The 25123-nt window shown below is 59.8% G+C and carries 24 protein-coding genes, 1 rRNA gene and 1 pseudogene; 12 read left to right on the forward strand and 14 right to left on the reverse strand.

Features of this window, described 5'->3' with window-relative positions; translation table 11 throughout:
- The first annotated feature begins 20 nt into the window (after positions 1-20).
- The 3 genes from ggt to ACRC4F_RS00850 all read left to right on the forward strand — a co-directional run bounded on the left by ggt (position 21) and on the right by ACRC4F_RS00850 (position 2777).
- Positions 21-1853 (forward strand): gamma-glutamyltransferase, encoded by a 1833-nt coding sequence (ggt, locus tag ACRC4F_RS00840; RefSeq protein ID WP_438657666.1) that lies wholly within the window; start codon positions 21-23, stop codon positions 1851-1853.
- Positions 1854-2099: 246 nt separating this feature from the next.
- Positions 2100-2402, forward strand: coding sequence for a type II toxin-antitoxin system HigB family toxin (locus tag ACRC4F_RS00845; protein ID WP_438657667.1), 303 nt, complete (start codon positions 2100-2102; stop codon positions 2400-2402).
- Between the two features lie 3 nt (positions 2403-2405).
- Complete coding sequence (locus ACRC4F_RS00850) at positions 2406-2777, forward strand: helix-turn-helix domain-containing protein (RefSeq protein ID WP_438657668.1); 372 nt, start codon at positions 2406-2408, stop codon at positions 2775-2777.
- A gap of 75 nt (positions 2778-2852) precedes the next feature.
- Here ACRC4F_RS00850 and ACRC4F_RS00855 read toward each other — a convergent pair whose 3' ends face one another.
- Positions 2853-3197, reverse strand: coding sequence for a gamma-glutamylcyclotransferase family protein (locus ACRC4F_RS00855; RefSeq protein ID WP_438657669.1), 345 nt, complete (start codon positions 3195-3197; stop codon positions 2853-2855).
- A 33-nt stretch (positions 3198-3230) separates the two neighbouring features.
- Positions 3231-4325 (reverse strand): D-alanine--D-alanine ligase, encoded by a 1095-nt coding sequence (ddlA, locus tag ACRC4F_RS00860; RefSeq protein ID WP_438657670.1) that lies wholly within the window; start codon positions 4323-4325, stop codon positions 3231-3233.
- 185 nt (positions 4326-4510) lie between these two features.
- Here ddlA and ACRC4F_RS00865 point away from each other — a divergent pair, with 185 nt between their 5' ends.
- Positions 4511-5320, forward strand: a complete 810-nt coding sequence (locus ACRC4F_RS00865) for an AraC family transcriptional regulator (protein WP_438657671.1) — start codon at positions 4511-4513, stop codon at positions 5318-5320.
- A gap of 77 nt (positions 5321-5397) precedes the next feature.
- Positions 5398-5766 (forward strand): cupin domain-containing protein, encoded by a 369-nt coding sequence (locus ACRC4F_RS00870; protein ID WP_438657672.1) that lies wholly within the window; start codon positions 5398-5400, stop codon positions 5764-5766.
- A 12-nt stretch (positions 5767-5778) separates the two neighbouring features.
- Here ACRC4F_RS00870 and ACRC4F_RS00875 read toward each other — a convergent pair whose 3' ends face one another.
- The 4 genes and pseudogenes from ACRC4F_RS00875 to ACRC4F_RS00890 form a co-directional block, all read right to left on the reverse strand.
- Positions 5779-6378 (reverse strand): flavin reductase family protein, encoded by a 600-nt coding sequence (locus ACRC4F_RS00875; RefSeq protein ID WP_438657673.1) that lies wholly within the window; start codon positions 6376-6378, stop codon positions 5779-5781.
- 57 nt (positions 6379-6435) lie between these two features.
- Positions 6436-6996, reverse strand: coding sequence for a methyl-accepting chemotaxis protein (locus ACRC4F_RS00880; protein ID WP_438657686.1), 561 nt, complete (start codon positions 6994-6996; stop codon positions 6436-6438).
- A pseudogene (locus ACRC4F_RS00885) lies at positions 6976-7800 on the reverse strand (PAS domain-containing protein); the annotation flags it as partial. The gene ACRC4F_RS00880 and the pseudogene ACRC4F_RS00885, both read right to left, overlap by 21 nt.
- Positions 7801-7880: 80 nt before the next feature.
- A complete protein-coding gene (locus ACRC4F_RS00890) occupies positions 7881-9194 on the reverse strand; it encodes an MFS transporter (protein ID WP_438657674.1) in 1314 nt (437 codons plus the stop codon).
- A gap of 201 nt (positions 9195-9395) precedes the next feature.
- Between ACRC4F_RS00890 and ACRC4F_RS00895 the strand changes: the two genes are divergently transcribed.
- Positions 9396-10814: a short-chain fatty acid transporter gene (locus ACRC4F_RS00895; RefSeq protein WP_438657675.1), complete on the forward strand. Its 1419-nt coding sequence runs from the start codon at positions 9396-9398 to the stop codon at positions 10812-10814.
- Positions 10815-11024: 210 nt separating this feature from the next.
- Here ACRC4F_RS00895 and ACRC4F_RS00900 read toward each other — a convergent pair whose 3' ends face one another.
- Complete coding sequence (locus tag ACRC4F_RS00900) at positions 11025-11315, reverse strand: nucleotidyltransferase family protein (protein WP_438657676.1); 291 nt, start codon at positions 11313-11315, stop codon at positions 11025-11027.
- A 370-nt stretch (positions 11316-11685) separates the two neighbouring features.
- Here ACRC4F_RS00900 and ACRC4F_RS00905 point away from each other — a divergent pair, with 370 nt between their 5' ends.
- Both ACRC4F_RS00905 and ACRC4F_RS00910 read left to right on the forward strand, forming a co-directional pair.
- Positions 11686-12858 carry a hypothetical protein gene (locus ACRC4F_RS00905; RefSeq protein ID WP_438657677.1) on the forward strand — a complete coding sequence of 391 codons (1173 nt, stop codon included), beginning with the start codon at positions 11686-11688 and terminating at the stop codon, positions 12856-12858.
- A gap of 180 nt (positions 12859-13038) precedes the next feature.
- Complete coding sequence (locus ACRC4F_RS00910) at positions 13039-13563, forward strand: SET domain-containing protein-lysine N-methyltransferase (protein ID WP_438657678.1); 525 nt, start codon at positions 13039-13041, stop codon at positions 13561-13563.
- A gap of 6 nt (positions 13564-13569) precedes the next feature.
- Here the strand turns inward: ACRC4F_RS00910 and can are convergent, their stop codons facing one another.
- Positions 13570-14214 (reverse strand): carbonate dehydratase, encoded by a 645-nt coding sequence (gene can / locus ACRC4F_RS00915; protein WP_131063236.1) that lies wholly within the window; start codon positions 14212-14214, stop codon positions 13570-13572.
- A gap of 141 nt (positions 14215-14355) precedes the next feature.
- Here can and ACRC4F_RS00920 point away from each other — a divergent pair, with 141 nt between their 5' ends.
- Entirely contained in the window at positions 14356-14760 is a 405-nt protein-coding gene (locus tag ACRC4F_RS00920) for a serine kinase/phosphatase (RefSeq protein ID WP_438657679.1), read from the forward strand.
- A 129-nt stretch (positions 14761-14889) separates the two neighbouring features.
- Here the strand turns inward: ACRC4F_RS00920 and rimI are convergent, their stop codons facing one another.
- Positions 14890-15342, reverse strand: coding sequence for a ribosomal protein S18-alanine N-acetyltransferase (rimI, locus tag ACRC4F_RS00925; protein ID WP_008145534.1), 453 nt, complete (start codon positions 15340-15342; stop codon positions 14890-14892).
- A complete protein-coding gene (locus ACRC4F_RS00930) occupies positions 15335-16087 on the reverse strand; it encodes an energy transducer TonB (protein ID WP_438657687.1) in 753 nt (250 codons plus the stop codon). The genes rimI and ACRC4F_RS00930 overlap by 8 nt, the downstream gene beginning before the upstream one ends.
- A 219-nt stretch (positions 16088-16306) precedes the next feature.
- On the opposite strand from ACRC4F_RS00930, the gene mksB reads away from it, so the two are divergent.
- Genes mksB through mksF form a run of 3 tightly spaced genes read left to right on the forward strand, consistent with a single transcriptional unit; the run spans position 16307 to position 21127 of the window.
- Positions 16307-17599: an Mks condensin complex protein MksB gene (mksB, locus tag ACRC4F_RS00935; RefSeq protein WP_438657680.1), complete on the forward strand. Its 1293-nt coding sequence runs from the start codon at positions 16307-16309 to the stop codon at positions 17597-17599.
- The gene (gene mksE, locus ACRC4F_RS00940; protein ID WP_438657681.1) at positions 17589-18290 is read left to right on the forward strand and encodes an Mks condensin complex protein MksE; all 702 of its coding nucleotides are present in this window, start codon (positions 17589-17591) and stop codon (positions 18288-18290) included. Before mksB ends, mksE begins: the two co-directional genes overlap by 11 nt.
- A complete protein-coding gene (gene mksF / locus ACRC4F_RS00945) occupies positions 18287-21127 on the forward strand; it encodes an Mks condensin complex protein MksF (RefSeq protein WP_438657682.1) in 2841 nt (946 codons plus the stop codon). Before mksE ends, mksF begins: the two co-directional genes overlap by 4 nt.
- Before the next feature lie 204 nt (positions 21128-21331).
- Here the strand turns inward: mksF and ACRC4F_RS00950 are convergent, their stop codons facing one another.
- The 4 genes from ACRC4F_RS00950 to rrf all read right to left on the reverse strand — a co-directional run.
- Positions 21332-23635, reverse strand: a complete 2304-nt coding sequence (locus ACRC4F_RS00950; protein WP_438657683.1) for an MlaD family protein — start codon at positions 23633-23635, stop codon at positions 21332-21334.
- Positions 23628-24251, reverse strand: coding sequence for a paraquat-inducible protein A (locus tag ACRC4F_RS00955; RefSeq protein WP_109634854.1), 624 nt, complete (start codon positions 24249-24251; stop codon positions 23628-23630). The genes ACRC4F_RS00950 and ACRC4F_RS00955 overlap by 8 nt, the downstream gene beginning before the upstream one ends.
- Positions 24238-24897, reverse strand: coding sequence for a paraquat-inducible protein A (locus ACRC4F_RS00960; protein ID WP_438657684.1), 660 nt, complete (start codon positions 24895-24897; stop codon positions 24238-24240). The genes ACRC4F_RS00955 and ACRC4F_RS00960 overlap by 14 nt, the downstream gene beginning before the upstream one ends.
- Before the next feature lie 147 nt (positions 24898-25044).
- A 5S ribosomal RNA gene (rrf, locus tag ACRC4F_RS00965) occupies positions 25045-25123 on the reverse strand; the annotation flags it as partial.

Genomic DNA, 25123 nt, shown 5'->3' on the forward strand with positions numbered 1-25123 from the left:
AACGGACGGAGTGCCCCCACGTGTTCTCAGCCTTCCACTTGAGCCGCTATCGCCTGTCAGCCTTGTCGCTGATCGCCACCGCGCTGACCCTCGCTGCCTGCAACGCCCCGCCGACGTCAACCTTGCCGGTCGCGCCGGAAAGCGCCTCGGGTTATCGCACCGACCTGCAAACCCGCCACGCCTCGAAACACATGGCCGCCGCGGCCAATCCGTTAGCAGCCGAAGCCGGTAGGGAGATGCTGCGTCGGGGCGGCTCGGCGATTGATGCCGCGATTGCGATGCAGGCGGTGTTGACGCTGGTGGAACCACAATCCTCCGGCATCGGCGGCGGCGCATTCATTGTGCTGTGGGATGGCAAGGGCGTGCGTACCTACGACGGTCGCGAAACGGCACCGGCCGGCGCAACCGAGAAGCTTTTCCTGCAGGCCGACGGTAAACCGATGGCCTTCACCCAGGCGCAGATTGGTGGTCGCTCAGTGGGAACGCCCGGGGTGCTGCGGGCACTCGAACTGGCCCATCAGAAACACGGTCGCCTGCCGTGGGCGCAGCTGTTCGAACCGGCCATCAGACTCGCAGAGCAAGGCTTCGCCATCTCGCCGCGCCTGCATCAGCTGATCGCTTCAGACTCATCCATACGGCGATCGCCGGACATGGTGGCGTACTTCCTCAATGCGGATGGAAGCCCGAAAGCAGCCGGCACTCAACTGAAAAACCCGGCGCTGGCCGCGGTGTACAAACGCATCGCCAAGGAAGGGCCGGATGCGCTGTACAAAGGGCCGGTTGCGCAGGAAATCGTCGCCAAGGTTCAGGGCCACACCAACCCCGGCAGCCTGTCGCTGAACGATCTTCAAGGCTACAAGGCCAAAGAGCGCGCGCCGCTGTGCACCGACTACAAACGCTGGCAGGTCTGCGGCATGCCGCCGCCGTCGTCGGGCGGGATCGCCGTGGCGCAGATCCTCGGCACACTCCAGGCGCTGGAGATTCGCGATCCGCGCCTGGCCTTGGCCTCAATGAAACCGATAAAGACGGACAAAGTCGCCGGCATCGAGCCTGCGCCAGAAGCCGTGCACCTGATCTCCGAAGCCGAGCGCCTGGCCTATGCCGACCGCGCGCTCTATCTGGCCGACGCCGACTTCGTGCCCGTGCCTGTCAAAGGTCTGGTGGACCCGACGTATCTGGCCAGCCGCGCCGCCCTGATCGGTGATCGCAGCATGGGCACAGCCAAACCCGGCACCCCGCCGGGCATCAAGGTCGCCTACGCGCCAGACCGTTCGCCGCTGCGCATCTCGACCTCGCAAGTGGTGGCGGTCGATGACGAAGGGGGCGCAGTGTCCATGACCACCACCGTCGAATCCGCGTTCGGTTCACACGTAATGGTTCAGGGCTTCCTGCTCAACAATCAGATGACTGACTTCTCGTTCATCCCCGAAGAAAACGGGCAGAAAGTCGCCAACCGCGTCGAACCCGGCAAACGCCCACGCTCGTCCATGGCACCGACGCTGATATTCGATCGCCAGAGCGGCGAATTCCTCGCCACCCTCGGTTCGCCCGGCGGCTCGCAGATCATCGAATACGTCGCCAAATCCACCATCGGCCTGCTCGACTGGAACCTCGATCCGCAAGCGGCCATCAGCCTGCCCAACTTCGGCAGCCGCAACGGCCCGACGGAACTGGAAGAGGGTCAGTTCAGCGCAGGGTTGATTCAGGCGTTGAAAGACAAAGGGCACAGCGTGAGCGAGATCGACATGACCAGCGGCACCCAGGCGATTGTTCGGGTGAAGGATGCTCAGGGGAAGGCGTCGTTGGCGGGCGGGGCCGATCCTCGGCGTGAGGGGGCGGCGTTGGGGGATTGAGTCCTACAGAGGGTGGAAAAGGCTTACCGGGAGGTAGGCCTTTTTTGTATGTAATGAGTCCTGATCGGCTACCTCGCGCCGACTTTTCCTACCTGCAAACCACTGCTTCTTCGATAGAGTTAAAAGATCATTTTTCGCATCGTTTCGACCACCCGAAACACCTAAGTACAAAGTCGAATTCGCTCCTCCCATCGGCCACACCTCCACAGACTTGCATCAGTCCCATCACGGGACTAGGATCACGCAATGAGAATTATCGCCATTAGTCAGCTTAAAAGTTTTTTGAGGAAGTACCCAGACTCGGAACAATCCTTCCTGGCCTGGATTGACGAGGCAAGAAATGCTGAGTGGCAAACACCTGCGGACATAAAAGAGCACTTTGCTACCGCCAGCATTCTCAAGAGCCGCAGAGTCGTGTTCAACATCAAGGGTAATGACTTTCGGTTGGTAGTCGCGGTCGCTTACCGCTTCGGCGCCGTTTACATAAAATTTGTCGGCACTCACAAACAGTACGACGCAATCGACGCCGATACCGTCGAAATGGAGTAATCAATGAACATTCATCCGATTCACACCGATGAGGACTATCGCGCAGCCCTCAAGAATGTATCTGCCCTTTTCGACAATGAGCCAGAGCCTGGCACCCATGAAGGGGATTATTTCGACATCATGATCACACTGATCGAAGCTTATGAAGCAAAGCAGTTTCCGGTGGATCTGCCTAACCCGATCGATGCAATCAAATTCCGCATGGAGCAGTCCGGCCTGTCTGCCGCAGACCTTGCGCCTGCCATCGGCCGAACAAACCGGGTTTATGAAGTGCTCAACGGCAAGCGTGCGTTGACGCTCCCAATGATTTGGAAACTACATGATCTGTTCGGGATACCGGCAGAGAGCCTGATCAAGCCAGTGAAGCAAGCTTGATCAAGCGTCGGCCGAATATCCTGGCCGACGCTGAAAACCTCCCCTCCCCGGCTCACCGGATATCACGCAGGCACACTACACGCTCACATACACCCACGCTTCAATCCCGGATTGAAGGACCACGCTGACACGCTTGTAATCCGCTACTTCATAGCTGTCGGCGGCGGCCAATTCCTCGGAAGTGATCTGGAACACCATCCCCGGAATCGGCGCGCTGCTGTCGCTGCCCGGACGAAGAATCGGGTGGTGGGTCTTGCCACTGGTGGCCAACACGTCAGGGTCGGTGATTTCGACCCAGGACTGCTCGTAACCCAGCATCGCGTCGGCACTGCCGCTCAGCTCGCGGCCGAAGTTGGCCAGTTGCACGGCTTTGTCCTGCAGGGTGCCGTAGGAAAACAGGTACACCGTTGAATCGCTCATCCATAAATCCTTGATTGAATAGTTGCGCGTCGTTCAGCGAGAGATCTTCAGCGCTTGCCGTGCCTTGTGTTTTTCCAGCGCCAGATCGATCAAGCGGCTGACCAGCTCGCTGTACGTCATGCCGGTGGCCTGCCAGAGCTTGGGGTACATGCTGATGCGGGTGAAACCAGGCAGCGAGTTGATTTCGTTGATCAGCACTTCGCCGCTGTCGGTCAGGAACACATCGACCCGCGCCAGCCCGGAACAGCCCAGCACCTGAAACGCTTCCACGGCCAAGGCACGGATGCGCTCACTGGCTTCACTGCTGATGTTGGCCGGAACCACGACCTCTGCCGCTTGGGCGTCGATGTATTTACTGTCGTAGGAATAGAAGCCGCTGCGCACCACGATCTCGCCACAACCGCTGGCGATGGCGTCCTCGTTGCCCAGCACCGCACATTCGATCTCGCGGCCGCTGACAGCGGATTCGATCAAGACCTTTTCATCGAAACCCAAGGCCAGCTCCACGGCCGCCATGTATTCGACTTCGTCGTTGACCTTGCTGACGCCCACGGACGAACCCTGGTTCGCCGGTTTGACGAATAGCGGCAGGCCGAGTTTGCCCTGGACCTCGGCGAACCCGATGCGCGCGGCGCTGGTGCGGGTCAAGGTCACGAACGGCGTGACCGCAATTCCCGCGTCACGCAGCAGGCGCTTGCTGATGTCCTTGTCCATGCACACCGCCGAGCCCAGCACGTCGGAGCCGACAAAGGGCAAATCCGCCATGCGCAACAGGCCTTGCAGGCAACCGTCTTCACCCAGCGTGCCGTGCACGATCGGGAAGATCACGTCGACGTGACCCAACAGTTCCTGGCCGGAGGTTTCGACCAATTGCTGACTGGCCTTACCCGGCACTACGGCCAGTTCCCGGTTGGATTGATTGAGGGCGATCAGGGCCGGGTTTTCCTGGTTGAGCAGGAAATTCGAAGGATCGTTGAGGTGCCAATGACCTTGCTTGTCGATACCAATCAGCACCGGTTCGAAGCGAGACCGATCCAGCGCATCGACGATGTTTTTCGCCGACTGCAGCGACACTTCATGCTCGGCCGAACGACCACCAAAAATAATCCCGACCCGCAGTTTGCTCATACCAGACACCTCGACGAACGATCAGACGCAGCCGCGCGCGACGCGCTTTCAGGCTGCAAAGAATGCTCGATACCTTGCTACATTTGCAGGCGGTTTTCTAGCAGCCCCAAGGGTTTTGTCAGCCAGCAGACAAGTGGCCGGTCCCTGGGTTACCGTATTCGCATTGAGTTCAAGACAACGACACCATGGCCAGGCATCACGCTCCCATCGACTGGTTCCACCGCGCGCCCGACGTGGGCGGGGTCCAGCGTTTCGAGGCGTTTTTTGCCGGCCACGGCTACGACCTCCACCGTCATGACACCTATGCAATCGGCCGGACCCTGGCCGGCGTGCAAAGCTTTCAGTACCGCGGCGGCTGGCGCCACAGCCTGCCGGGCGGCACGTTGGTGCTGCACCCGGACGAAGTCCACGATGGCGAGGCCGGCACCGAGGCCGGTTTCAAGTACCGGATGATGTACATCGAACCGGCGCTGATCCAGCAGATACTCGGCGGGCAACCGCTGCCGTTCATCAAGACCGGATTGTCGACCGATCCACGCCTGTTCGCCGCCACCGACGTGCTGCTGCGAAGCCTGGATTGCCCCCTCGACCCATTGGAAGAACAGGACGCGCTGTTCGATCTGGCGCACGCCTTGAGCAGCGTCTCCGGCGCGCGCGGCAAACGCCAGAACTTCGACTATGTGGCGGCGGAACGCGCGCGGGAATTTATCCACAGCGCCCTGGATCGCACCGTGACACTGGAGGAACTGGCGCAACACAGCGGCCGGGATCGCTGGAGTCTGTCGAGGGATTTTCGTCTGTTGTTCGGCACCAGCCCTTATCGATACCTGACGATGCGCCGCCTGGACCTGGTCCGCGCGCTGCTGATCCAGGGGCAGTCGCTGGTCAGTGCCGCGCTGATCGCCGGCTTCACCGACCAGAGCCACATGACCCGGCAATTCAGCAAGACCTACGGCTTGTCACCCGCCCGCTGGATGAAAATGCAACGTGACTGAGCCACGCACAATCGTACAAGAAGCCAGCTGCTGTGCTGGTTATCGTGGATTCACGATCAACCACGAGAGCTCGTTTCATGAACGCCTACCAAAGCCTGAACTTCGCTGAAAAAATCGCCCGGATCGACTCGCACTGGAGCCCTCGGGTTATCGCCGAGATGAACGACTACCAGTTCAAAGTGGTGAAACTTCTGGGGGATTTCATCTGGCACGATCACTCGGATACCGACGAGACGTTCATCGTGCTAGAAGGGCAATTGCGCATCGACTTTCGCGATGGCCACGTTCTGATAAACGCGGGCGAAATGTATGTGGTGCCAAAAGGTGTCGAGCACAAACCCTGGGCCGTGAATGAAGTGAAACTGCTGCTGATCGAGCCCAAGGGTGTGTTGAACACGGGCAGCGAAGGCGGCGAACGCACGGCGCAGAATGACGTCTGGGTGTAAAAGGCAGCCGGTTTACGGCTGCAGGGTTTTGCCGTCCACCGGGTCGCCGATGGTCAGGAAATGCCCGCCAGCCACGTGGTGCAAGGTGCGCAGCGCATCGTGCCCTTCGAAGTGCCATCGGCCCTCGCTGAACACGCGCTCATCGGCCTGGGCGGCAATTACCTCGGCCACGAACAGGTCATATTGCTGATGGTTGCTGGGCTCTGGCAGCAGTCGACATTCGAGCCAGGCGACGCAACCTTCAAGCATCGGTGCGTCGATCAGCTCACCGCTGAACGTCTGTAGACCATAGACCTGAAATTTGTCCAGCCCCTGGCCCTGAGTCAGCTCCAGACCCGACGTCGAGCCAACGGTCTGGGCGATATCGGCCTGGGCAGCGCAGGGAACGTTCAATACGAACGTTCCCGACGCTTCCAGCAGTTGTCGGGTCCAGGTGGACTTGTCCAGCACCACGGCGATTTTCGGCGGCTCGAAGTCCAGCGGCATGGCCCAGGCGGCGGCCATGATGTTGCGCTGGCCGTCATGCGCGGCGCTGACCAGCACGGTCGGCCCGTGATTGAGCAGGCGATAAGCCTTGGACAAGGGAACCGGGCGGCGGTGAGAAACGCTCATGAAGGCTGCTCCTGGGGAAAACACCGATTGTAGCGATTTCCACCTGGAGGTCAGGTATCAAGTCGCCAGTTGATTGGCAAACTGCCCGACCGCGTTCACCACTTTCTGCGCGCCATCCTGGATCTCGACGATCACCGTGCCCGCCTCCGCCGCCAGCGCCAGGCCCTGCTCAGCCTGAAGTTGACCGTCGGTCATCAGGGCCACGGCATTGCGCGCCATGTCCTGGTTCTGGCGCACTACGCCAACGATTTCATCGGTGGCTTGGCTGGTGCGCGAAGCCAGTTGCCGGACCTCGTCCGCGACCACGGCAAAACCCCGGCCCTGTTCACCGGCACGCGCCGCCTCGATAGCCGCGTTTAGCGCCAGCAGGTTGGTCTGTTCGGCAATGCCGCTGATGGTTTTGACGATCGTGCCGATCACCAGCGATTGCTCGTTCAGCGCCTCGATGCCTTCGCCGGCAGTTTGCATGTGCCTGGCCAGGTCACGCATCACGTCCACCGCCTGAGTCACCACCGCGGTGCCGCGCTGGGCGCTTTGATCGGTTTGCTGGGAGGTGCTGTAGGCGATGTTGGCCGCTTCGGCGACCGCTTGCTCCTGATTCACCTGATCGGTAATCACCGTGGCGAACTTCACCACTTTGTAGAGCGTGTTGTTGGCGTCGACCACCGGGTTGTAGGACGCCTCCAGCCAGACCACACGACCGTGGTTGTCCACACGCTTGAACCGGCCAGCCACGAATTCGCCCGCGTTCAGGCGGCGCCAGAAATTCTGATACTCAGCGCTGTTGTATTCCTCCGGTTCGCAGAACGTACGGTGATGTTTGCCTTTGATCTGCGCCAGGCTGTAACCCATGCCGTTGAGGAACCGCTCGTTGGCCGACAAGACGTTGCCACTGAGATCGAACTCGATGACCGCCGTCGAACGCACCAGGGCGCCGATCAGGTTTTCATGCTCGCGGGACGCCTCGATGGTGCGGGTCAGGTCGCTGGAGTAAATCGAGAAGTGTTTGATCCGACCGTCCGAAGACCGCACCGGTTGCGCGATCGAACGCAGCCAGGCTTCCTGGCCATTGCCACGCAGCAAACGCACGGCACCGGCGAAGTGCTCGCCACGGGTCAGCGAAGCCTTGAAGCGGCGGTGGAATTCGTCCGATTTCACATGGCCCGGAACGATGTCTTCGAGTTGCCGGCCAATCAGGTCGCTGCTCTTGTAGAGCATCTCGCCGAGGAAGTTCTGATTGACCGACTGAATTCGTCCATCCGGATCAAGGGTCAGGACCAGCATCTCGCTTTCCAGACTTTCCTTCACTTGCTGAAGGCTGGAGAGTTCTTCGCGAAGAGCGGACAGCTCCTGCTTCAAGCGTTTGTTGAACATGGAAAGCACCGATGGACAGGGATAGAAAGCGGCATGCAGCCTAGCCATCGGCCTTGCGGATATTTTCTGAAGAGTGTTTCAGGTTTGTCCTACAAAAATAGTTGCGGCATGCCTGGCAGACGGTTCATTCAAGCCGCGCCGGCGGTCGTGCAGCGTTCGATCCGTGGCATCCGCGCACCGAAATACGCCGCGCTGCTGACGCCCACCGCGCCCATTACGGCGCTGAAGATTACGCAAATCCACGGACTCCACGGCATCAGACCGATCAGCAACAGCGGTGTGATGCTTGCCCATGCTGCATAGGCAATGTTGTAGGTGAAGGAGATTCCCGAGACGCGAATCCGCGCCGGAAACAGGCTGACCATCACCGACGGTACCGCGCCGACAACTCCGCAACCGAGGCCGGCAATCGCGTACGCCAAGCCGATCCACTGGCCGCCAGCGATCAGGCTTGTGTAGAGCACACCGATGCCCAGCGGTAGCAGCAAGCTATAAAGCATCACCGTGCGCCAGGCGCCGATGCGATCGACGAGCAGCCCGGCGAGTACGCAGCCGATGTTCAGGAACACAATGCCCAAGGCGCTCAGGGCGAAGGTGTGGCTGGCGGTCATGCCGAAGGTTTTCTGCATCATCGTCGGGGTGATGACCACGAACACCACCACCGCCGAGGTCAGCACGCAGGTGAGAATCATCGCTGGCACTATCGCCAGGCGATGTTCACGCAAAACGGTGCGCAACGGCAGCTCCACGGCGGCATCGCGCTGAGCCTGCATGGCCATGAACACCGGGGTTTCGCCGAGCCAGCGGCGCAGCCAGACACCAATCACCCCAAACACGCCGCCCAGCAGGAACGGATAACGCCAGGCGTAATCGAGGATTTCAGCCGGGGTGAACGCCTGCGCCAGAAAAGTCGCGGTCAGGGCACCGATCAGGTAGCCAAAGGTCAGCCCGGCCTGCAGGAAACCCAGGGCATAACCGCGATGCCCGGCCGGCGCGTGTTCGGCGACGAACACCCAGGCGCTCGGTACTTCACCGCCGACCGCAGCGCCTTGCAAGACCCGCAGGGCCAACAGCAAAAGCGGTGCGAAATAGCCGATCTGGGCGTACGTCGGCATGATCCCGATCAACAGGCACGGCAGCGCCATCATCAGGATGCTCAGACTGAAGACTTTCTTGCGCCCCAACCGGTCGGCGAAATGCGCCATCAGAATGCCGCCCAAAGGACGCGCCAGATAACCCGTCACGAAGATCCCGAAGCTTTGCAGCAAGCGCAGCCACTCGGGCATTTCCGGCGGGAAGAACAGCTGGCTGAGGGTCAGGGCGAAAAATACGAAAATGATGAAGTCGTAGATTTCCAGCGAGCCGCCGAGGGCCGCCAGGCCAAGGGTCTTGTAGTCCGAGCGGCTGAACGGCGCCGGGCGCGAATCGGTGTTGGCAGTCATGAAAAGAACTCTGGCACGGGCAAAAAACCAAGGCGCCCATGGTCTACGCAAACGCGTCCACGGACAACCCGTTAGACCAAAGTCTCAGACTGGTGAATCTTCGTCACAAAATATGACTGATTGATTTACTGTTGGCACCTGTCCAGACGGGCCTTTGATGCCCCAAAGACCACAACAAACATAAAAATTCGAGGTACTCCCGTGGCCGCTGATATCGAAGATACCCGCTCCGCCCGCTTTGCCCTGCGCTGTTCAAGTTTTGCCGAACGCTGGTTCCCCGACTCCTGGGTATTTGCCGCGCTGGCGGTGATCATCGTCGCTGTGGCGACTCTTTTCATGGGCGCCAAACCCACCGATGCGGCGATGGCGTTCGGTGACGGTTTCTGGAGTTTGATCCCGTTCACCATGCAGATGGCGTTCGTGGTGATCGGCGGGTATGTGGTCGCCAGTTCTCCGCCAGCGGTGAAGCTCATCGACCGCCTGGCGCGGATCCCGAAAAATGGGCGCTCGGCCGTGGCCTGGGTCGCGTTGATCTCCATGGTCGCGTCACTGTTGAACTGGGGCTTGTCACTGGTATTCGGCGGCCTGCTGGTGCGCGCCCTCGCCCGCCGCACCGACCTGAAAATGGATTACCGCGCCGCCGGTGCTGCGGCCTATCTGGGCCTCGGCGCCGTGTGGGCCTTGGGCCTGTCGTCGTCCGCCGCGCAATTGCAGGCCAACCCGGCCAGCCTGCCGCCATCGATTCTGTCGATCACCGGGGTCATTCCGTTCACCCAGACTATCTTCCTCTGGCAGTCCGGCGTCATGTTGCTGGCGCTGATTGTGATCTCGCTGGTTATTGCCTACGCCACCGCGCCTGGGCCGAAAACAGCCCGCGACGCCGAAGCCTGTGGCATCGACCCGAGCTTCAACCTGCCGCCGCTGCAGCCGCGCACTCGCCCCGGCGAATGGCTGGAGCACAGTCCGCTGCTGACGATTCTGCTGGTGCTGCTGGCGGCGGGTTGGTTGTTCCACGAGTTTTCGACCAAGCCTGCGATCAGCGCGATCTCGGGCCTGAACACTTACAACTTCCTGTTCATCATGCTCGGCGCGCTGCTGCACTGGCGTCCGCGCAGCTTCCTCGATGCCGTATCCCGGGCAGTACCGACCACCACCGGCGTGCTGATTCAGTTTCCGCTGTACGGCTCGATCGCCGCGCTGATGACCACGGTCAAAGGCACTGACGCGCAAACCCTCGCGCACCACATCTCGACCTTCTTCGTCAGCATTGCGTCCCATGACACCTATGCGCTGCTGATGGGCGTGTACTCGGCGATTCTCGGCTTCTTCATCCCGTCCGGCGGCGGCAAGTGGATCATCGAAGCGCCGTACGTCATGCAAGTGGCCACCGACCTGAACTACCACCTGGGTTGGGCCGTGCAGATCTACAACGCGGCGGAAGCCCTGCCAAACCTGATCAACCCGTTCTACATGCTGCCGCTGCTGGGCGTGCTCGGGTTGAAGGCGCGGGACTTGATCGGCTTTTCGTTCGTGCAACTGCTGGTGCACACGCCGCTGGTGCTGTTCCTGCTGTGGGCACTGGGGACGACGCTGGCGTATACGCCGCCGGTGATGCCGTAATCCCTCTAAAGAACAACGCAAAACCGCTATAGGAGCGAGCCTGCTCGCGAAAGAGAATATCAGTCACTAATGATGTTGACTGATCCACCGCTTTCGCGAGCAGGCTCGCTCACATTAAAAATCACTCTTCAGTTAAACCCTCGACAAAAATCAGCGCATCGCCCGCGGCTTGCCGCATATGGTCAAGGTAATCTCCGAGACGGTTAACAGTCATACGGGACGAGCCTGCTCAAGTACCTGCTGACGAAATTTCAACGGAAGGTCTCCCGGCGTCAGCAGATCAACACTGACCCCCAGCAAATCCTCAAGCTCGACTTGAAGTCCTCCAAGATCGAAAAGCGTGGCCCCTGGGAGAGCGTCCACCAGTAAATCAAGGTCACTCCCTTCTTCATCTGTCCCGAGTAACGCGGAACCAAATACACGAGGGTTGGACGTACGAAATCGACCGACGACCTCGCGGACGGCTGCTCGTTTTAGATTCAGTGCAGTAGAAGGTTTCATGGTCGACCTTGCCAAGTCCAGTACTGCGCCAGTCTAGCAGTGCTCGAGAACGGTAGACACTGCACCTCTTGTAGCCCTCTGTCGCTGGTCATCGAAAACAATCCCAACAACTGGGCACGCTGGACAACGGCCTCTGGCACAAAGCTGGCCACCCGGCGCTCATGGTTGACCGCGCTGCTGTGGGTGCACTTTAGTCCGTTGCAGTGAGTGATTTGGCGGGTGATGGTCGGCGTCATCTTCGTTTGCCGAAATGTATTACCCGCCATGTCTCCCTGACTCATTTGATGTTCAGATGCGCGATTACCGGCCGATCTGCTTAAGTAGTTATCGTCCGCGATCAACGCGGTCCCACGCTGAAAAGGATCTGAGCATGTTCAAACTGACAGGACTTACCCTCGCGGCCCTTACCCTGAGCGCCGCCGCCCACGCCAATGTCGATCTGAAACTGGGCAGCACCGAACGCGTCACGCGGCTGTTTGCCTACCCCAACAACTGCAATGTGGTCTGCTTCCGCAACTGGACGCTTGAGCAGACCGTCGAGCACTACCTCACCCAAAGCGTGCAACGCGACGGCTACAGCACTGCGAAAGTGCGGGTCAAAACCGATAACGATCAGCTCTACGCCGACATCAGCGGCGTGCCGAAAGGTTACGACAAGCCATTGACCGCGCTGCTCAATGCGGGCGATCTGGCCTACACCGGCGCCAAAAAGCTCAACGTTGATGGCAAGTGGGCTTATAGCTGGTACTTGTTCCTGCCCTTGGGCATGGCCCTGGAAAACCGCAAGAGTGTCGAGTTGTTGCACTTCCCGCCGGATTACTCCCTGACTCAGGCCCAGGATTACCTGCGCTCCGCCACCACGGATCGCTGGGCCACGTTGCTGACGGACAACGGTATCCCCGCCGATCAGACGCCGGGCTACCAGACCATCATCGACATCGCGCCGATTGCGGCGCCGGCCAGTGCCGGCAAGGATTTGGAAGGCGTCTACGACTACTTCGAGGAGTACCAGACCACGATGGTCAAGGAAGTCAGCCAGAACGCCCGCGGTGCTGCGTTGCCGATGGTCGCGTTCGGCGCGCCAGTGCGTAACTGGATCAAGCAGCAATACGGGCCGACCGTGAACGTGCTGGGGCTGGCCACGATCAGCCCGAGCGCTGGGCTGAAAGTGCCGGTGCTGGGTTCCAATCACCCGAGTTACATCTGGTACGCCGCCAACCCGGAAAGCTACACCGGCGACGATGCACAGGCCAAGGCCGACGCGGCGGGCCTGAAAGTCATGGGCCAGGACTTGAGCGCCGCCTGCTGGCAGGCCGGAATGGGCAGCAAGCCCGGTAGCGACCCGACTGTTCAGCTGAAAAGCTGCACACAGACGTGGCAAGTGACCCAGAAGGAAAAAACCTGCGAGCTGTTCTACACCTCGATCCGCAACTTGACGCCCGAACAAGCCGTGGCCAAGTGCGCGACAACGCCGATCCAGTCCCAGCTCAAGCAACTGCAAGCCCCGGTGCCTGCGACGGAGATCCCTGTGCCAGCGCTGTAATCGTCCCTTGCACGTTTGCGCGTGAGCGAAGGCTTACGCGCAAACGCGCACTTTACTCCTGTCAGTTCTGACAGTAGACCCCTCGTTTCATTTGCGAGATCTTGAGGCATACACCTGTGTTGCAGGGCTGACAGGATCGTCAGTTTTGGAAGTCGCAACGCGCTGCCGACAAGGATCGTTATGAAACCTCATCCCCTGCACGGGACCGCTGCGCAACCTCCCGATGGAATCTATCCATTCCCGGAGCTGCCGCAGAGCCTTGGATTTCCCTCCCGGGCCGATTTCGAGACTGTCTACAACGCCAGTGGATCGGCGGTGGCCGTTGCGGCCCTGCGCGATTTTCCGCGGATCAGCCGAATCTGCCGCGTGTCGGGGCATCTCCTGCCATATCGCCATCGACATACGCGGCAACTGGCGCCGGGCATCCACGTCTATGACCCACACTTCAGCGGACTGCTGAGGCATTCCTGCGACCCCAATGTCTTTTTCGACATGAGCGAACTGTGGTTATGGGCGCTGAAGGATATTAAGAAAGGTGACAACCTGACGATGGATTACGCCGCGACAGAAGACAAACTGCTGCGCCAGTTCGCCTGTCAGTGCGGGTCACCGGAGTGCAGAGGCTGGATCACCGGTTACGATGAGCCGCCGAACGCCGACGGCCAGTTGTATTACCACCACTGGCGGCGGCGCAGTCTCTGTTGAGCGGCCTTACAGCGTCTCGACCGGACGCAGTCGGTACTGCGGCGGCAACTGCTCAAAACCGCTGATGGTCGTGTTGAGGCTTTTCCAGCGGCCGTCCTTGATGCCGTAGATGCAACCGTGGATCGACAGGTTCTGCCCGCGATGCCAGGCGTTTTGCACAATGCTGGTGTGGCCGACGTTGGCCACTTGCTGAATCACGTTGAGCTCGCAGAGACGGTCGACCCGTTCTTCTTCGGTCGGCAACTCGGCCAGTTCTTCGCGTTTTTCGTAGTAGAGATCACGGATCGAACGCAGCCATCCGTCGATCAGGCCCAGCTGGCGGTCCTGCATCGAGGCGCGTACACCGCCGCAGCCGTAGTGGCCGGTGACGAGGATGTGTTTGACCTTGAGCACGTCGACCGCGTACTGAATCACCGACAGGCAGTTGAGGTCGGTGTGCAGCACCACGTTGGCGACGTTGCGGTGGACGAACAGGTCGCCGGGCAGCATGCCGACGATCTCGTTAGCCGGCACCCGGGCATCGGAACAGCCAATCCACAAGTACTCCGGCGTCTGTTGGCGGGCCAGCTTGGAGAAGAAGTCCGGATCTTCCTGTTTGATCGCTTCGGCCCAGCGTTCGTTGTTATCAATCAGATCTTGTAATTCGTTCATGCTGTAAAGCCTCAAGAATGATGCGCTGGTTTGACAGACAACCGCCCGTCGGGGTCACGCGCTTGATGCAAGTATGGCCGGTGGAATTCTCAGGAGTTCAGTGGGTCCACCCTAGTAAGGCCCACAGTATGAGGAATTGCCATGACTGATTCACGACGTCCGTACGATGCGGTGCAACCCGAGCCCATCGACGATAACGAAGACCGCATGGGTTCGGTGCATGAGCTGGATTTCGATGAGGAAGAACCCAGCGCGAAAATCGGCGACGAACTGCCGCAAACCGAGCGCGAACGGTTGATGCCTCGGGAACGCGTGCGTGAAGCAGGCATGACGGGGGCCTCGACCGATGACCACGAGTCTACAGACGATGACATGAGCCCGGAAACATTGATCCGTGAAGACGGCGCACGGGATGCCCATGAGGCCGGTGAAGGCAATCAGGCGGATTGGGATTTGAGCATTGTCGATGAAGACGACATTGGCGGGGGCAATGGGCTGGATGAAGAGGAACTGGCGCGGCGGGATCCGATGGATGGTAATCGTTGAATCTCTAGCGCCTATAAGGACGCCATCGCGAGCAGGCTCGCTCCCACAGTGGATCTGTTAGGCACACATATTTTGTGACTGACATAAATCCTGTAGAAGCGAGCCTGCTCGCGATGCTTTTGAGAACGGTCAGTCAACTAAAGTGCAGGCCATGACCACTGCATCTTCCCGACCGCCAACCGCCGGGTAGTAATCCCGACGACGGCCGATCTCGTTAAACCCGTACCGCTCATACAACTTGAACGCCCCTCGGTTGCTGTCACGCACTTCCAGGAAACACTCTCGCGCCTTGGCGTCATACGCCCGGGACATCAAATGCTCCAGCAGCGTCAAACCCAGGCCACGGCCCTGATTTTCCGGCTTGACAGTGATGTTCAGCAGGTGCGCTTCATCCAGAATGATCTGCACTACGCCATGACCAACCTGCTGCTGACCTTCGAACATTAGCCAGATCTGGTATTTGCCCAGTCCATCTAGAAATATCCCGCGGGTCCAGGGATGGCTGTACGCCGCGTATTCGATTTTCAGTACAGCGTCGAGGTCCGCCTCAGTCATCGGGCGGAACGATACAGCGTCACTCATTTGATTCTTTCCAACGCGCCATCAGCCGACGCATGGCTTGCCAGACATCAGCCTTACGCTGTGGCTCTTCCATTAATAATTCCAGGCCCGGCAAGGCCCAGACCGAGCCCAGGCCTTCGACCTGGAGTTCGCGGTTGAAGGATTCGGCATTCGCCTCACCGGCGAAACGCACCGCTGGCAGGCCGATCAGCCATACGCAGACGCACGGCGCGTCTTCCAGTCGGGCCGAGAGGAAACCCTGGACGAAATCCCGAGCCGCTTCCGGACCTTGATCCATGGTGCCCCGCACCAACAGCGGCCAGCGCACCGGCTCGCCGATGATCTGCGGGCTGTCCGGCAGACCGGCGGCGCGCAGCATGTCTTTGAGCAGCAGATAGGCGGGATCGCGGGTCTGGAACGGTTCGCCTGTGGGTAACTCGACCAACAGCAGGCAACGACCGGCGCGCAGCAATTGCAGGGAAAAACGCGGTGGCGGCACGACCGGCGCCCTGACCACGGCCGGCGCGGCCTCTTCTTCGACCTTGGCGTTAGTGCGCGTGCTGGCCAACGAAGGGCGCGGCACCTCGATTTTTACCCGCTCCGTCGGCGCCACCACCGGTTCAGCGGCGGCTTTGGCGGCCGGTGCTGGCGCAGAGACAGGCACCACCGGCGCGACGACCAGCGGCTCCGGCATCTCCAGCAACTCGGGACGCGAGGGTGCGGCAAAGGGCAATTCGGTGCGCGGCAGCCAGTTAACCACCTGCATGGCGGTCATATAAGCGCGGCGACGGGACTCGATTAGCAAAGGTCGGCCACTTGTGGATAACTAAAGTGCGCTGATTCTACCGCCCTTCGCTCAAGATCGCCCGCGCTTGATCGATACTCTTTCCCTTAGAAACAGCTACAGCCCGTCCCGAGAGTGAATCGCATCGGTCCCGATGCAGTACAATCGCGGCTTTTAATCGCCAACCAGCCGGCCATTCCGATGATCGAACCCAAGCGCGTCTTGCGCGCCCTCGCTGAACACTGGGCACTTCTGGAGCCACTGTGCGAGCACTTCGACCAGGGCACATTGAGCCTCAACGAACTGCGTTCACAGTTGGCCGCCCAGCAACTGGACAGTACGCCGCAGGACATCACCAGCCTGCTGGACGTGTGGATCCGCCTCGACATTCTGGTTCCCGTGGCGAAAAGCCCGAACCGTTTCGAGCTCAACGCGCAGATCCACGACTTCCTCGCTTACCTGCGCCGTGAGCACCGCCTGGGCCTGTGCCTGGAAATCGAAGCCTACTTGCGTCACCTCGAACGCCTGGCCGGATACATCCAGGACGCCTTCGACATCCGCGACGGCCACGATCTTGCGCGCCAGTTGCGCCTGCTCGACATGCGCGTACGTGACGTTCTGAAGAAACTCGCCAACGACGAACAAGCCCTGGTGGCCGTCGCCGAACGCGCCAAGACCAGCGACCGGCAGATTCCGCTGCGTCAGCGCTACGCCGAAGTGCTGGCGACCTGGGACGAATACGTCGAGCCGATGATTCAGCTGGTGAACGCCGACGGCGCCTTCGAACAAGGCGTGCGCAAGGTCGAGAACGTGCTGCTGAAGATGCTCACCGAGCAGCAGCGTCTGGGCCATCTGGTCGACGACGACATGCTGCTGCGCACCCACGCGCGCATCCTCGAAATGCAGACCAGCGCCCAGCTGACCCTGCGGCATGCCCGCGAACTGCTGCTGCCGCTGCGTGAAGAAGCCCGTCGGCACAACGCCGTGACCCGTGGCGCGGCGTTGGCCCTGTCGGCCATCCGCCGCAAAGGCATCGATGCCGTGCCACAAGCGGCGATGCCGATGTTCACCCGCCCGCAAAGCACCTTCCTCGGCAGCGCCAGTCAGGTCGAAGCCTATGTTTATGCGTTGGCCCGTTTCGAGCCAAAACCGGCGCGTTTCCCCAAGGCCCACAAGACCCAGAAAGGCGAAGCACCGCGCGCGCCACGCACCGTTCGCGAAATGCTCGAGCGCTGCGAAGACGCGCTGCCGATGCCGGACCTGATGACCTGGTTACTGGAACAGGAGCCGGACGGCGCTACCGACGAATTGCTTTACTGGTTCTCGCGCCTGTCGCGGGAAAAGCGCTTCAAACGCGAGCGTCTGGAACGCCGCGATTACCACACTCATGAGCACCGGGTCAGCCTGCGCTCCTTCGCCCTGCTCTCGGCCCGCGATACCGCCGCCGAGGATTCTGCGAGCACCCTCTATGCAAGTACTCCACATGCAACTTGATCTCTCCGAACTGTCCCAACTGGCGCCGATCTTTCGCGAGCTGTTCAAGGGCTACCACGTCAGCCGCCGCGACCCGGAGCTGTACGCGCAACTGTCGAACTTCCAGGACCAGTACCGCACGCTGTTCAGGGCCCTGGGCTATGAGTTGGTCTGCGACACCCGTGGTTTCTACTACTTTGTGCCGGACCTCGCGGCGGCGGCGGTGAACAAGACTGCGCAACGCCTGGCGCTGTTCACCTTCATCCTCGTCGAGCATTTGGCCGATCAGGGCCGCGACCCGGTCGCCGTACTCGACGGTGGCAGCCTCGGCCGCGATGAGTTGCCGTCCTTGCTGGAAAAATACCGCGACCTGTTTATCCAGGCCGAAGTACAGACCGTCGAAGAACTCGAAGAAAAAATCATGCGCCGCATGACTCAGCTCGGTTTCGCCGGCGAAGAAAACGGCATCTACCGTTTCCTGCCGCCGATGCACCGCTTCCTCGATGTCTGCCTGTCGGTTCAGCAAGACCGCGATCTGGCGGCCAGCCTGCACAGCGTCTTGCCGTTGCCGGTTCCGGTTTTGATCGATGACGACAGCGATGAAAAGCTTTTGCAAACCGATGATCCGCTCGACCTAAGCGACTTCGAAGAAGAAAGCGAAGAAGACGCCATGGCCCGTGCCATTGCCGAAGAACAGGAGACCGACGCATGAGCAAGGAACGCTACGGCATTCGCCGCTTTGCCCTTTTGAACACCGCCGGTTACAGCCTTGGCCTGTTTCCGCTGGAAGAACCTTTGTCGGTTTACGGCGCGAACAACCTCGGTAAATCCGCGTCGATCAACGCGCTGCAGTTCCCGATTCTGGCGCGCATGTCGGACATGAGCTTCGGCAAGTACAGCCTGGAACAATCCCGGCGCTTCTACTTCGCCTCGGACACCAGTTACATCCTCGTTGAAGTCTCGCTGCCCCACGGTCCGCACGTTATCGGCGTGGTCGGTCGCGGCCCGGGTGGTGGATTCGGTCACCAGTTCTTTGCCTATGCCGGCAAACTGGACCTGGCTCACTACCAGAAGAACGACACCTGCCTGCGCCAGAAAGAGCTGTTTACCAACCTTGAGCGCGAAGGCCTGAAAGCCTACGAACTGAAACCGGATGAACTGCGTCGTTTGCTGGTCGGCGGTCACACCTCAATCCCGCTGGACCTGACGCTGATCCCACTGCGTTCCACCAGCGAGCAGAGTCTGAAGACCTTCCGCGCGCTGTTCATCAACCTGCTGCACATGCGCGAAATCACCGCGGCCAAGCTCAAGCAGTTGTTCCTCGATGCCTTCGAACACAGCCTGCGTTCCGGCAGCGTCGATTACATTGCCGCGTGCGAAGAAGCGTTCCGCGATGTACGACGCATGGAGCAGGATTACAACTCGCTGGTCACCGCTGGCCCGTTGGTTGAAGCCCTCGCAGCAGGCGTGACCCAGCGCAATATTCTGCGCGGCAAACTGCACCGCATCTCGCCGCTGCTCGATTCGTTGCTCGGCACTTGGTCGGACTACGCCAGTGCGCGCAAGGAAGAGCTGACGATTCAGGCCGAGCACTACCGCAACGAACAGGACGCGCTGCAAAACGATCAGCGCGGCGGCACTCAGGAGCTGATGCGCCTGGAGCGGGAAATCACCGGAATCCAGCGCTGGCTCGGCGAACTGTCGGTGCTCAAGCATCGCTTCGCCTTGGTCACTGACGTCAAAGTGCTTGAGCAGCAACTGCTCGCAGCCAAGGATGCGCACGACGAACTGGCCGGTGCGCTGGCGCAGTCGCGGCAGTTCAGTGCCGAAGACCTGGAAGAACGTCTGCGGGATCTGGAAAAACGCTTGAAGTCGGTGAAGCAACAACTCGATCACGCCGACAACAACAGCTACGCCCGCCTGCGCGAAGAGTTCTCGCAACAAGACGTCGAGCGCCTGATGCGCCTGTTCAACAGCGCGCTGTTCAGCCTGCCGCTGGGTGAGCACGGTATTACGCTGGACGAGGACGGCAAGTGGGTCAAATCCTTGGAGCTGATCCTCGATGGCTTCAAAGGTGAGCGTTTCGACGTGCCGGGCCTGTCCATCGACATCTCGCACATCGAGCCTCCAGCGCTGCAAGCCCTGGCTGACCGCGCGGCGTTGCGCGATCAGAAAGAGCGTCTGGAAAAAGAACTCAAGCAACTGAAAACCCAAGCGGCCGTGGTCGCCGACCGCGCCGCGAGCAAAACCCAGACCGAAGCGCTGTATCAGCAAGTGCTGGACGCGCAGAAAGCGCTGGAAGATTTCCGTCGCGCGCAAACCCTGAGCGCCGAGGAAGACGACAAGCTTGAGCAATTGGCGCAGATGGAAGCGGCTCAGGAAGAGTTGAAGCGTTCCAGTGACGCCTTCACCGAGCGCGTCCAGCAACTGTCGGCCAAGCTGCAACTGGTTGGCCGGCAGATCGGCGACATGGAAGCCAAGCAACGCACCCTCGACGACGCCCTGCGCCGCCGCCAGTTGCTGCCGGCTGACATGCCGTTCGGCACGCCATTCATGGACCCGATCGACGATTCCATGGACAACCTCCTACCACTGCTCAACGACTATCAGGACAGCTGGCAGGGTTTGCAGCGCAGCGATGGCCAGATTGAGGCGCTGTACGCTCAGGTTCGCCTCAAGGGCGTGGCCAAGTTCGACAGCGAAGACGATATGGAGCGTCGCCTGCAACTGCTGATCAACGCTTATGCGCATCGTACCGATGAAGCCCTGACCCTGGGCAAGGCACGCCGTGCGGCGGTCACCGACATCGCCCGTACCCTGCGCAACATTCGCAGCGACTACGACAGCCTTGAGCATCAACTGGCGCTGTTCAACCGCGAGATCAACAAGCGTCAGGTCTCCAACCTGCAAAGCTTCCGCATCGTGCTCGCGCCGAACAAGGAAGCGCTCAAGCACATCGACCAGATCATCCACAGCGCCGGCCAGTACGAAGAGGGCGAAACCCTTTCCGTGTTCGACTTGAGCCAAAGCGCCGATCAGGACAACAAGAACGAAGAAGCCAAGGAGTATCTTGCACGGCTGGTGGCAGCGAACCACAACCAGCTCGGTCTCAAGGACTTGTTTGAGCTGGCGTTCGAGATCACCAAGGTCAACGGTCAACCGGTGATCCACACCGACATCGATGGCGCCGCCTCCAACGGCACGACGATGACCATCAAGGCGCTGACCAACATGTACCTGTTGCTGCACTTGATGGACCGCGACCAGGCCGGTCGCGTGCGCCTGCCGTACTACCTCGACGAGGCAGCGGACATCGACGAGAAGAACCAGGCAGCGTTGCTGGAAACCAGCCTGCAACTGGGCTTCGTACCGATCCTGGCGAGTGTGAAACCGCAGGTCTGCGCCAGTGTGGCGATTGACCTGGAAGGCGGCAGCGGGCCGAACGGGATCTACATCGATGAGGCGGACTGGAAGTACATTCGCCGGCATGATGAGGTGAAGGCTGTGGTTAACGTTGAAGCGGATGAGCCGGAGCTGGATGCGGTTTGATGCTTGATTGATGGTAATAAAAAGGCCGCGATCTAATGGATCGCGGCCTTTTTCATGGCGTGGGATGTGTAGTGGACTTTAGGGCCTCATCGCGAGCAGGCTCGCTCCCACATTTGATCAGTGTCGTACACAAAACCTGTGAACGACACACCTCACTGTGGGAGCGAGCCTGCTCGCGATGGCGGCCGCATGGACACCAATAGACTATTTACCGAGTGAAATCTTCGGCGCCCAGGTCAGCCACTCATCTTCAAACTTGTCGAACAACGGGAACGTCTGCTCAGGCCGCGCCGGGGTACCCATGCGATCACCATCCGGTGTGGCGAAAGCGATGCCGCCCTGAATCAGCGTTTCCAGGGATTCAGTACGGACCGTCGCGCCTTTGAACAAGCCATAGTCGAACCCGAATCCACTGGTGTTCCAGAAACGCGTGCCGCTGCGCACCAATGTCGCGTACTTCGGCTCGATCAGAATGTGTACCAACACACGATCAGCGGTCTGGCCCAATTCATAGCCCGTCACTTTGCCGACGGTGACCTCGCGATACGTCACCGGCACACCGGTCTTCAGCGATCCACGGCGAGCGGCGCTCAGGACCAGACTCAAACCGGCTTCTTGCTTGGCCGACTCCGGTGGAGTGGCCAGGGCGACGAAGTTCTTCTGCGGACCGAGGTTCTTCGCGGCTGGCTGCACTTCGATGTATTGGCCGGTCACCAGGGTTTCAAGGTTCGAGGTCTTGATCAGACCCAGCTCAGGCTTGACCACCCAAAACTGACTACCGACCCGGGCAATGCGCTCCGGCACTTCAGTGATTCGAGCGGTGAGCATCACCGATTGCAGGTCATCACTGAGGTCGACATCCTCGATCTTGCCGACGTCCAGGCCTTTGAATCTCACTGGAGTGCCGCTGTGCAAGCCGTCGGCGCGATCGACCTTGATCGTGACCACGGTGCCTTTCTGATTGGCCTCCTCATGGCTGGCGAACAGGCGGAAACGTGGAATGCGTTTCTGCAACGGCGCTTTGGCTTGCGGGGTTTCGAAAGCGATACCGCCGGCCATCAAGCTTTGCAACGATTCACTTTTGACCTGGATTCCGCCGGTCAGCCCGCCCGTGAGCGTGATGCCGCTGGCGTTCCAGAATCGGGTCGACGCGTTGACCAGCCCTTCGTATTCCTTCTCGATGTGGACACCGATCACCAGTTGCTTCTTCTTCTTGGAGAACTGATAGCTCTGCACCGAACCGACCTTGACCTGCTTGTAGAGAATCGGACTGCCAACTTCCAGTGACCCCAGGTTTTCGGTGAACAACACCAGGTGCAGGCCGGGCGAACGCAGGTCCAGCGGCGGCGCCTTGGGCCTGGCCACGAATTCGCGTTGTGGCGCGGCCCCTTTGTCGCCCGGTCGTACAGCGATGTAGTTACCTTTGACCAAGGCTTCCAGTCCGGTGATGCCGGCAAGGGAAATCGACGGTTTGACCACCCAGAACTGAGTTCCTTCAACCAGATAATCTTCGGCCAGTGGATCAAGGGTCAATTCGGCTGTCGCGGCGTTCAGGTCCGGATCGACCTTCAGCGCTTTCAGGTTGCCGACCTGGATGCCTTTGTACATGACCGGTGTACGGCCGGCCTGCAATCCTTCGAAATCGCTGAGTTTGACCTTGACCCGAATACCGGCAGCGGCGGCATCGAAGTCCTCGTAGAGGCGGAACGGCAGGCTTGGATCGGTGGGTGGACTGTCCTTGCGATTCTCAGGCGTGGCGAAGGCGATACCGCCAGCGACGATGCTGGCGAGGGATTCGCTGCGCACTTTTACACCAGACAGGTTGGCGTCGATGCTGATGCCGCTGGCGTTCCAGAAACGTGTGTGTTTGCGCACCAGATTGGCGTAGGTGGGCTCGATGAAGACTTTGAGTTCGACAGTGCTTTGGTCTGCCGACAGCAAGTAACTTTTGACCTGGCCGACTTTGATCTGCTTGTAGAACACCGGGCTGCCGCGATTCAGCGAACCAAGTCGATCGGCCTTGATGGTGAGGTGCAGACCGGGCTGTGAGTCTGACAGCGGGGGCTCTTCGGCCAGGGCCTTGAACTTGCGAGTGGGTTCGCCTTCGCCAGGACTGACGGCGACGTAGTTACCCGACACGAGGGTTTCCAACCCCGTGATACCGGCCAGGGTCACGCTCGGTTTGACCAGCCAGAAGCGCGTGCTGGTCTTGAGGTATTGCTCGACATCCTTGTTCATCTCAATGGTGGCGATCACCCCTTTGGAGCTGCCTTCGTCATCGAGCTTGAGGGTTTTAACCTTACCGACAGACATGCCTTTGTAGACAACCTCAGTCTTGTTGGCCTGAATGCCTTCACCGCTTTCGAAACGCACCTGAATCTCGATACCGGTTTCGTTGTAGGCACGCCAGCCGAGCCAGCCACCAATGATCAAGGCGATCAGGGGCAACACCCAGATGGCAGACCAGTTCGAGGCCGGTCGGGTTTTAGCTGTAGGCAAATCAGTCATGGTCGTCGTCCGACTCCGTGTTATCCCAAATCAGTCGGGGATCGAAAGTAACTGCGGCAAGCATCGTCAGAATCACCACACTGGCAAAGGCGATGGCGCCAAGATTGGCTTCGACGCTGGCAAGCCGTCCGAAATTCACGACCGCCACCAGGATGGCGATCACAAAGATGTCCAGCATCGACCAGCGGCCGATGAACTCGATAAAGCGGTACATCCAGATTCGCTGGCGTGCCGAGAGTGGCTGGCGGCGTTGTACCGAAAACAGCAGCAGCGCGATGCCCACGAGCTTGAACGTTGGTACCAGGATACTGGCGATAAAAACCACGGCAGCGATGGGAATCATGCCGTGCTGAACCAGCTGGATGACACCGGACATGATGGTGCTGGGATCGCCCTGTCCCAGCGAGCTGACGGTCATGATCGGCAGCACGTTTGCCGGGATATAAAGAATCGCGCCGGTTATCAGCAATGCCCAGGTACGCACCAGACTGTTCGGACGACGGGCGTGCACCAGCGCACCGCAACGGGTGCAGGTCTGCTCGTCGGTGTCGGCTTCCTGCTTGTTCAATTCATGGCATTCGGTGCAAATCAGAATGCCTGCATCAATCGCCCGCATGGGCATCCTCTCCTGACAAAGCCTGCCAGATCTGATGAGGTGACATCACCACCTCCAACCAGACCTGGACCAACAACAAACTGATAAAACATGCCAAACCAAGACCTACGGTAATGGCTGCCATATCTGCCAGTTTTACGATCGCCACCAGGACGCCCATGAGGTAAACCTCCAGCATCCCCCAGTCCCGTAGATGGTGATAAATACGGTACAGCAGCAGGCCATAGCTACGTCCGATGTCAAAGCGAATGCTCAGCAGCACGGCCAGCTGACAAAGCAACTTGAGCAGCGGGATTGCCATGCTGCACAGGAACACAATCACCGAGACGCCTTGCATGCCGGTATCGAATAGACCGACAACGCCGGTCCAGACAGTGTCTTGCGACGACTGCCCGAGTAGATTGAGCTGCATGATGGGTAAAAAGTTCGCCGGGATATACAACAACAGAGCGGCAATGACTAAAGCAAGGCTGCGCTGCACCACGTTATGGCGATGTGCGTAAAGCTCGTAACCGCAGCGTGGGCATAAGGCTTTCTCGCCATGGGCGAGTTTTGGCTTGCGCATCAGCAAGTCACACTCATGGCACGCCACCAAGTCGTCCAGCGGTAATTCTGACAGCCCGGGGGCGTCAACCGGATCCGGCATAAAGGCTCTGACTCCGAAAAAGTTGGACCTATTCTAGTGTCATGGCTCGAAAATAACTGTGCAAATTTGTGTTATAGCTGGATGAGTACTTTCCTGCGGACAAAACAAAACCCCAACTGCTTTCGCAATTGGGGTTTCGGAATTTAATCTTGACGATGACCTACTCTCACATGGGGAAACCCCACACTACCATCGGCGATGCATCGTTTCACTGCTGAGTTCGGGA

It is taken from the genome of Pseudomonas sp. (genome assembly GCF_051660785.1).
GTDB lineage: Bacteria > Pseudomonadota > Gammaproteobacteria > Pseudomonadales > Pseudomonadaceae > Aquipseudomonas.

Excerpts from the sequence above, each read along its gene's own strand:
- ACRC4F_RS00845 (WP_438657667.1), top strand. The coding sequence starts at position 2,100 with ATGAGAATTATCGCCATTAGTCAGCTTAAAAGTTTTTTGAGGAAGTAC.
- ACRC4F_RS00850 (WP_438657668.1), top strand. The coding sequence starts at position 2,406 with ATGAACATTCATCCGATTCACACCGATGAGGACTATCGCGCAGCCCTC.
- ACRC4F_RS00855 (WP_438657669.1), bottom strand. The coding sequence starts at position 3,197 with ATGAGCGATTCAACGGTGTACCTGTTTTCCTACGGCACCCTGCAGGAC.
- ddlA (WP_438657670.1), bottom strand. The coding sequence starts at position 4,325 with ATGAGCAAACTGCGGGTCGGGATTATTTTTGGTGGTCGTTCGGCCGAG.
- ACRC4F_RS00865 (WP_438657671.1), top strand. The coding sequence starts at position 4,511 with ATGGCCAGGCATCACGCTCCCATCGACTGGTTCCACCGCGCGCCCGAC.
- ACRC4F_RS00870 (WP_438657672.1), top strand. The coding sequence starts at position 5,398 with ATGAACGCCTACCAAAGCCTGAACTTCGCTGAAAAAATCGCCCGGATC.
- ACRC4F_RS00875 (WP_438657673.1), bottom strand. The coding sequence starts at position 6,378 with ATGAGCGTTTCTCACCGCCGCCCGGTTCCCTTGTCCAAGGCTTATCGC.
- ACRC4F_RS00890 (WP_438657674.1), bottom strand. The coding sequence starts at position 9,194 with ATGACTGCCAACACCGATTCGCGCCCGGCGCCGTTCAGCCGCTCGGAC.
- ACRC4F_RS00900 (WP_438657676.1), bottom strand. The coding sequence starts at position 11,315 with ATGAAACCTTCTACTGCACTGAATCTAAAACGAGCAGCCGTCCGCGAG.
- ACRC4F_RS00905 (WP_438657677.1), top strand. The coding sequence starts at position 11,686 with ATGTTCAAACTGACAGGACTTACCCTCGCGGCCCTTACCCTGAGCGCC.
- ACRC4F_RS00910 (WP_438657678.1), top strand. The coding sequence starts at position 13,039 with ATGAAACCTCATCCCCTGCACGGGACCGCTGCGCAACCTCCCGATGGA.
- can (WP_131063236.1), bottom strand. The coding sequence starts at position 14,214 with ATGAACGAATTACAAGATCTGATTGATAACAACGAACGCTGGGCCGAA.
- ACRC4F_RS00920 (WP_438657679.1), top strand. The coding sequence starts at position 14,356 with ATGACTGATTCACGACGTCCGTACGATGCGGTGCAACCCGAGCCCATC.
- rimI (WP_008145534.1), bottom strand. The coding sequence starts at position 15,342 with ATGAGTGACGCTGTATCGTTCCGCCCGATGACTGAGGCGGACCTCGAC.
- ACRC4F_RS00930 (WP_438657687.1), bottom strand. The coding sequence starts at position 16,087 with ATGCAGGTGGTTAACTGGCTGCCGCGCACCGAATTGCCCTTTGCCGCA.
- mksB (WP_438657680.1), top strand. The coding sequence starts at position 16,307 with ATGATCGAACCCAAGCGCGTCTTGCGCGCCCTCGCTGAACACTGGGCA.
- mksE (WP_438657681.1), top strand. The coding sequence starts at position 17,589 with ATGCAACTTGATCTCTCCGAACTGTCCCAACTGGCGCCGATCTTTCGC.
- mksF (WP_438657682.1), top strand. The coding sequence starts at position 18,287 with ATGAGCAAGGAACGCTACGGCATTCGCCGCTTTGCCCTTTTGAACACC.
- ACRC4F_RS00950 (WP_438657683.1), bottom strand. The coding sequence starts at position 23,635 with ATGACTGATTTGCCTACAGCTAAAACCCGACCGGCCTCGAACTGGTCT.
- ACRC4F_RS00955 (WP_109634854.1), bottom strand. The coding sequence starts at position 24,251 with ATGCGGGCGATTGATGCAGGCATTCTGATTTGCACCGAATGCCATGAA.
- ACRC4F_RS00960 (WP_438657684.1), bottom strand. The coding sequence starts at position 24,897 with ATGCCGGATCCGGTTGACGCCCCCGGGCTGTCAGAATTACCGCTGGAC.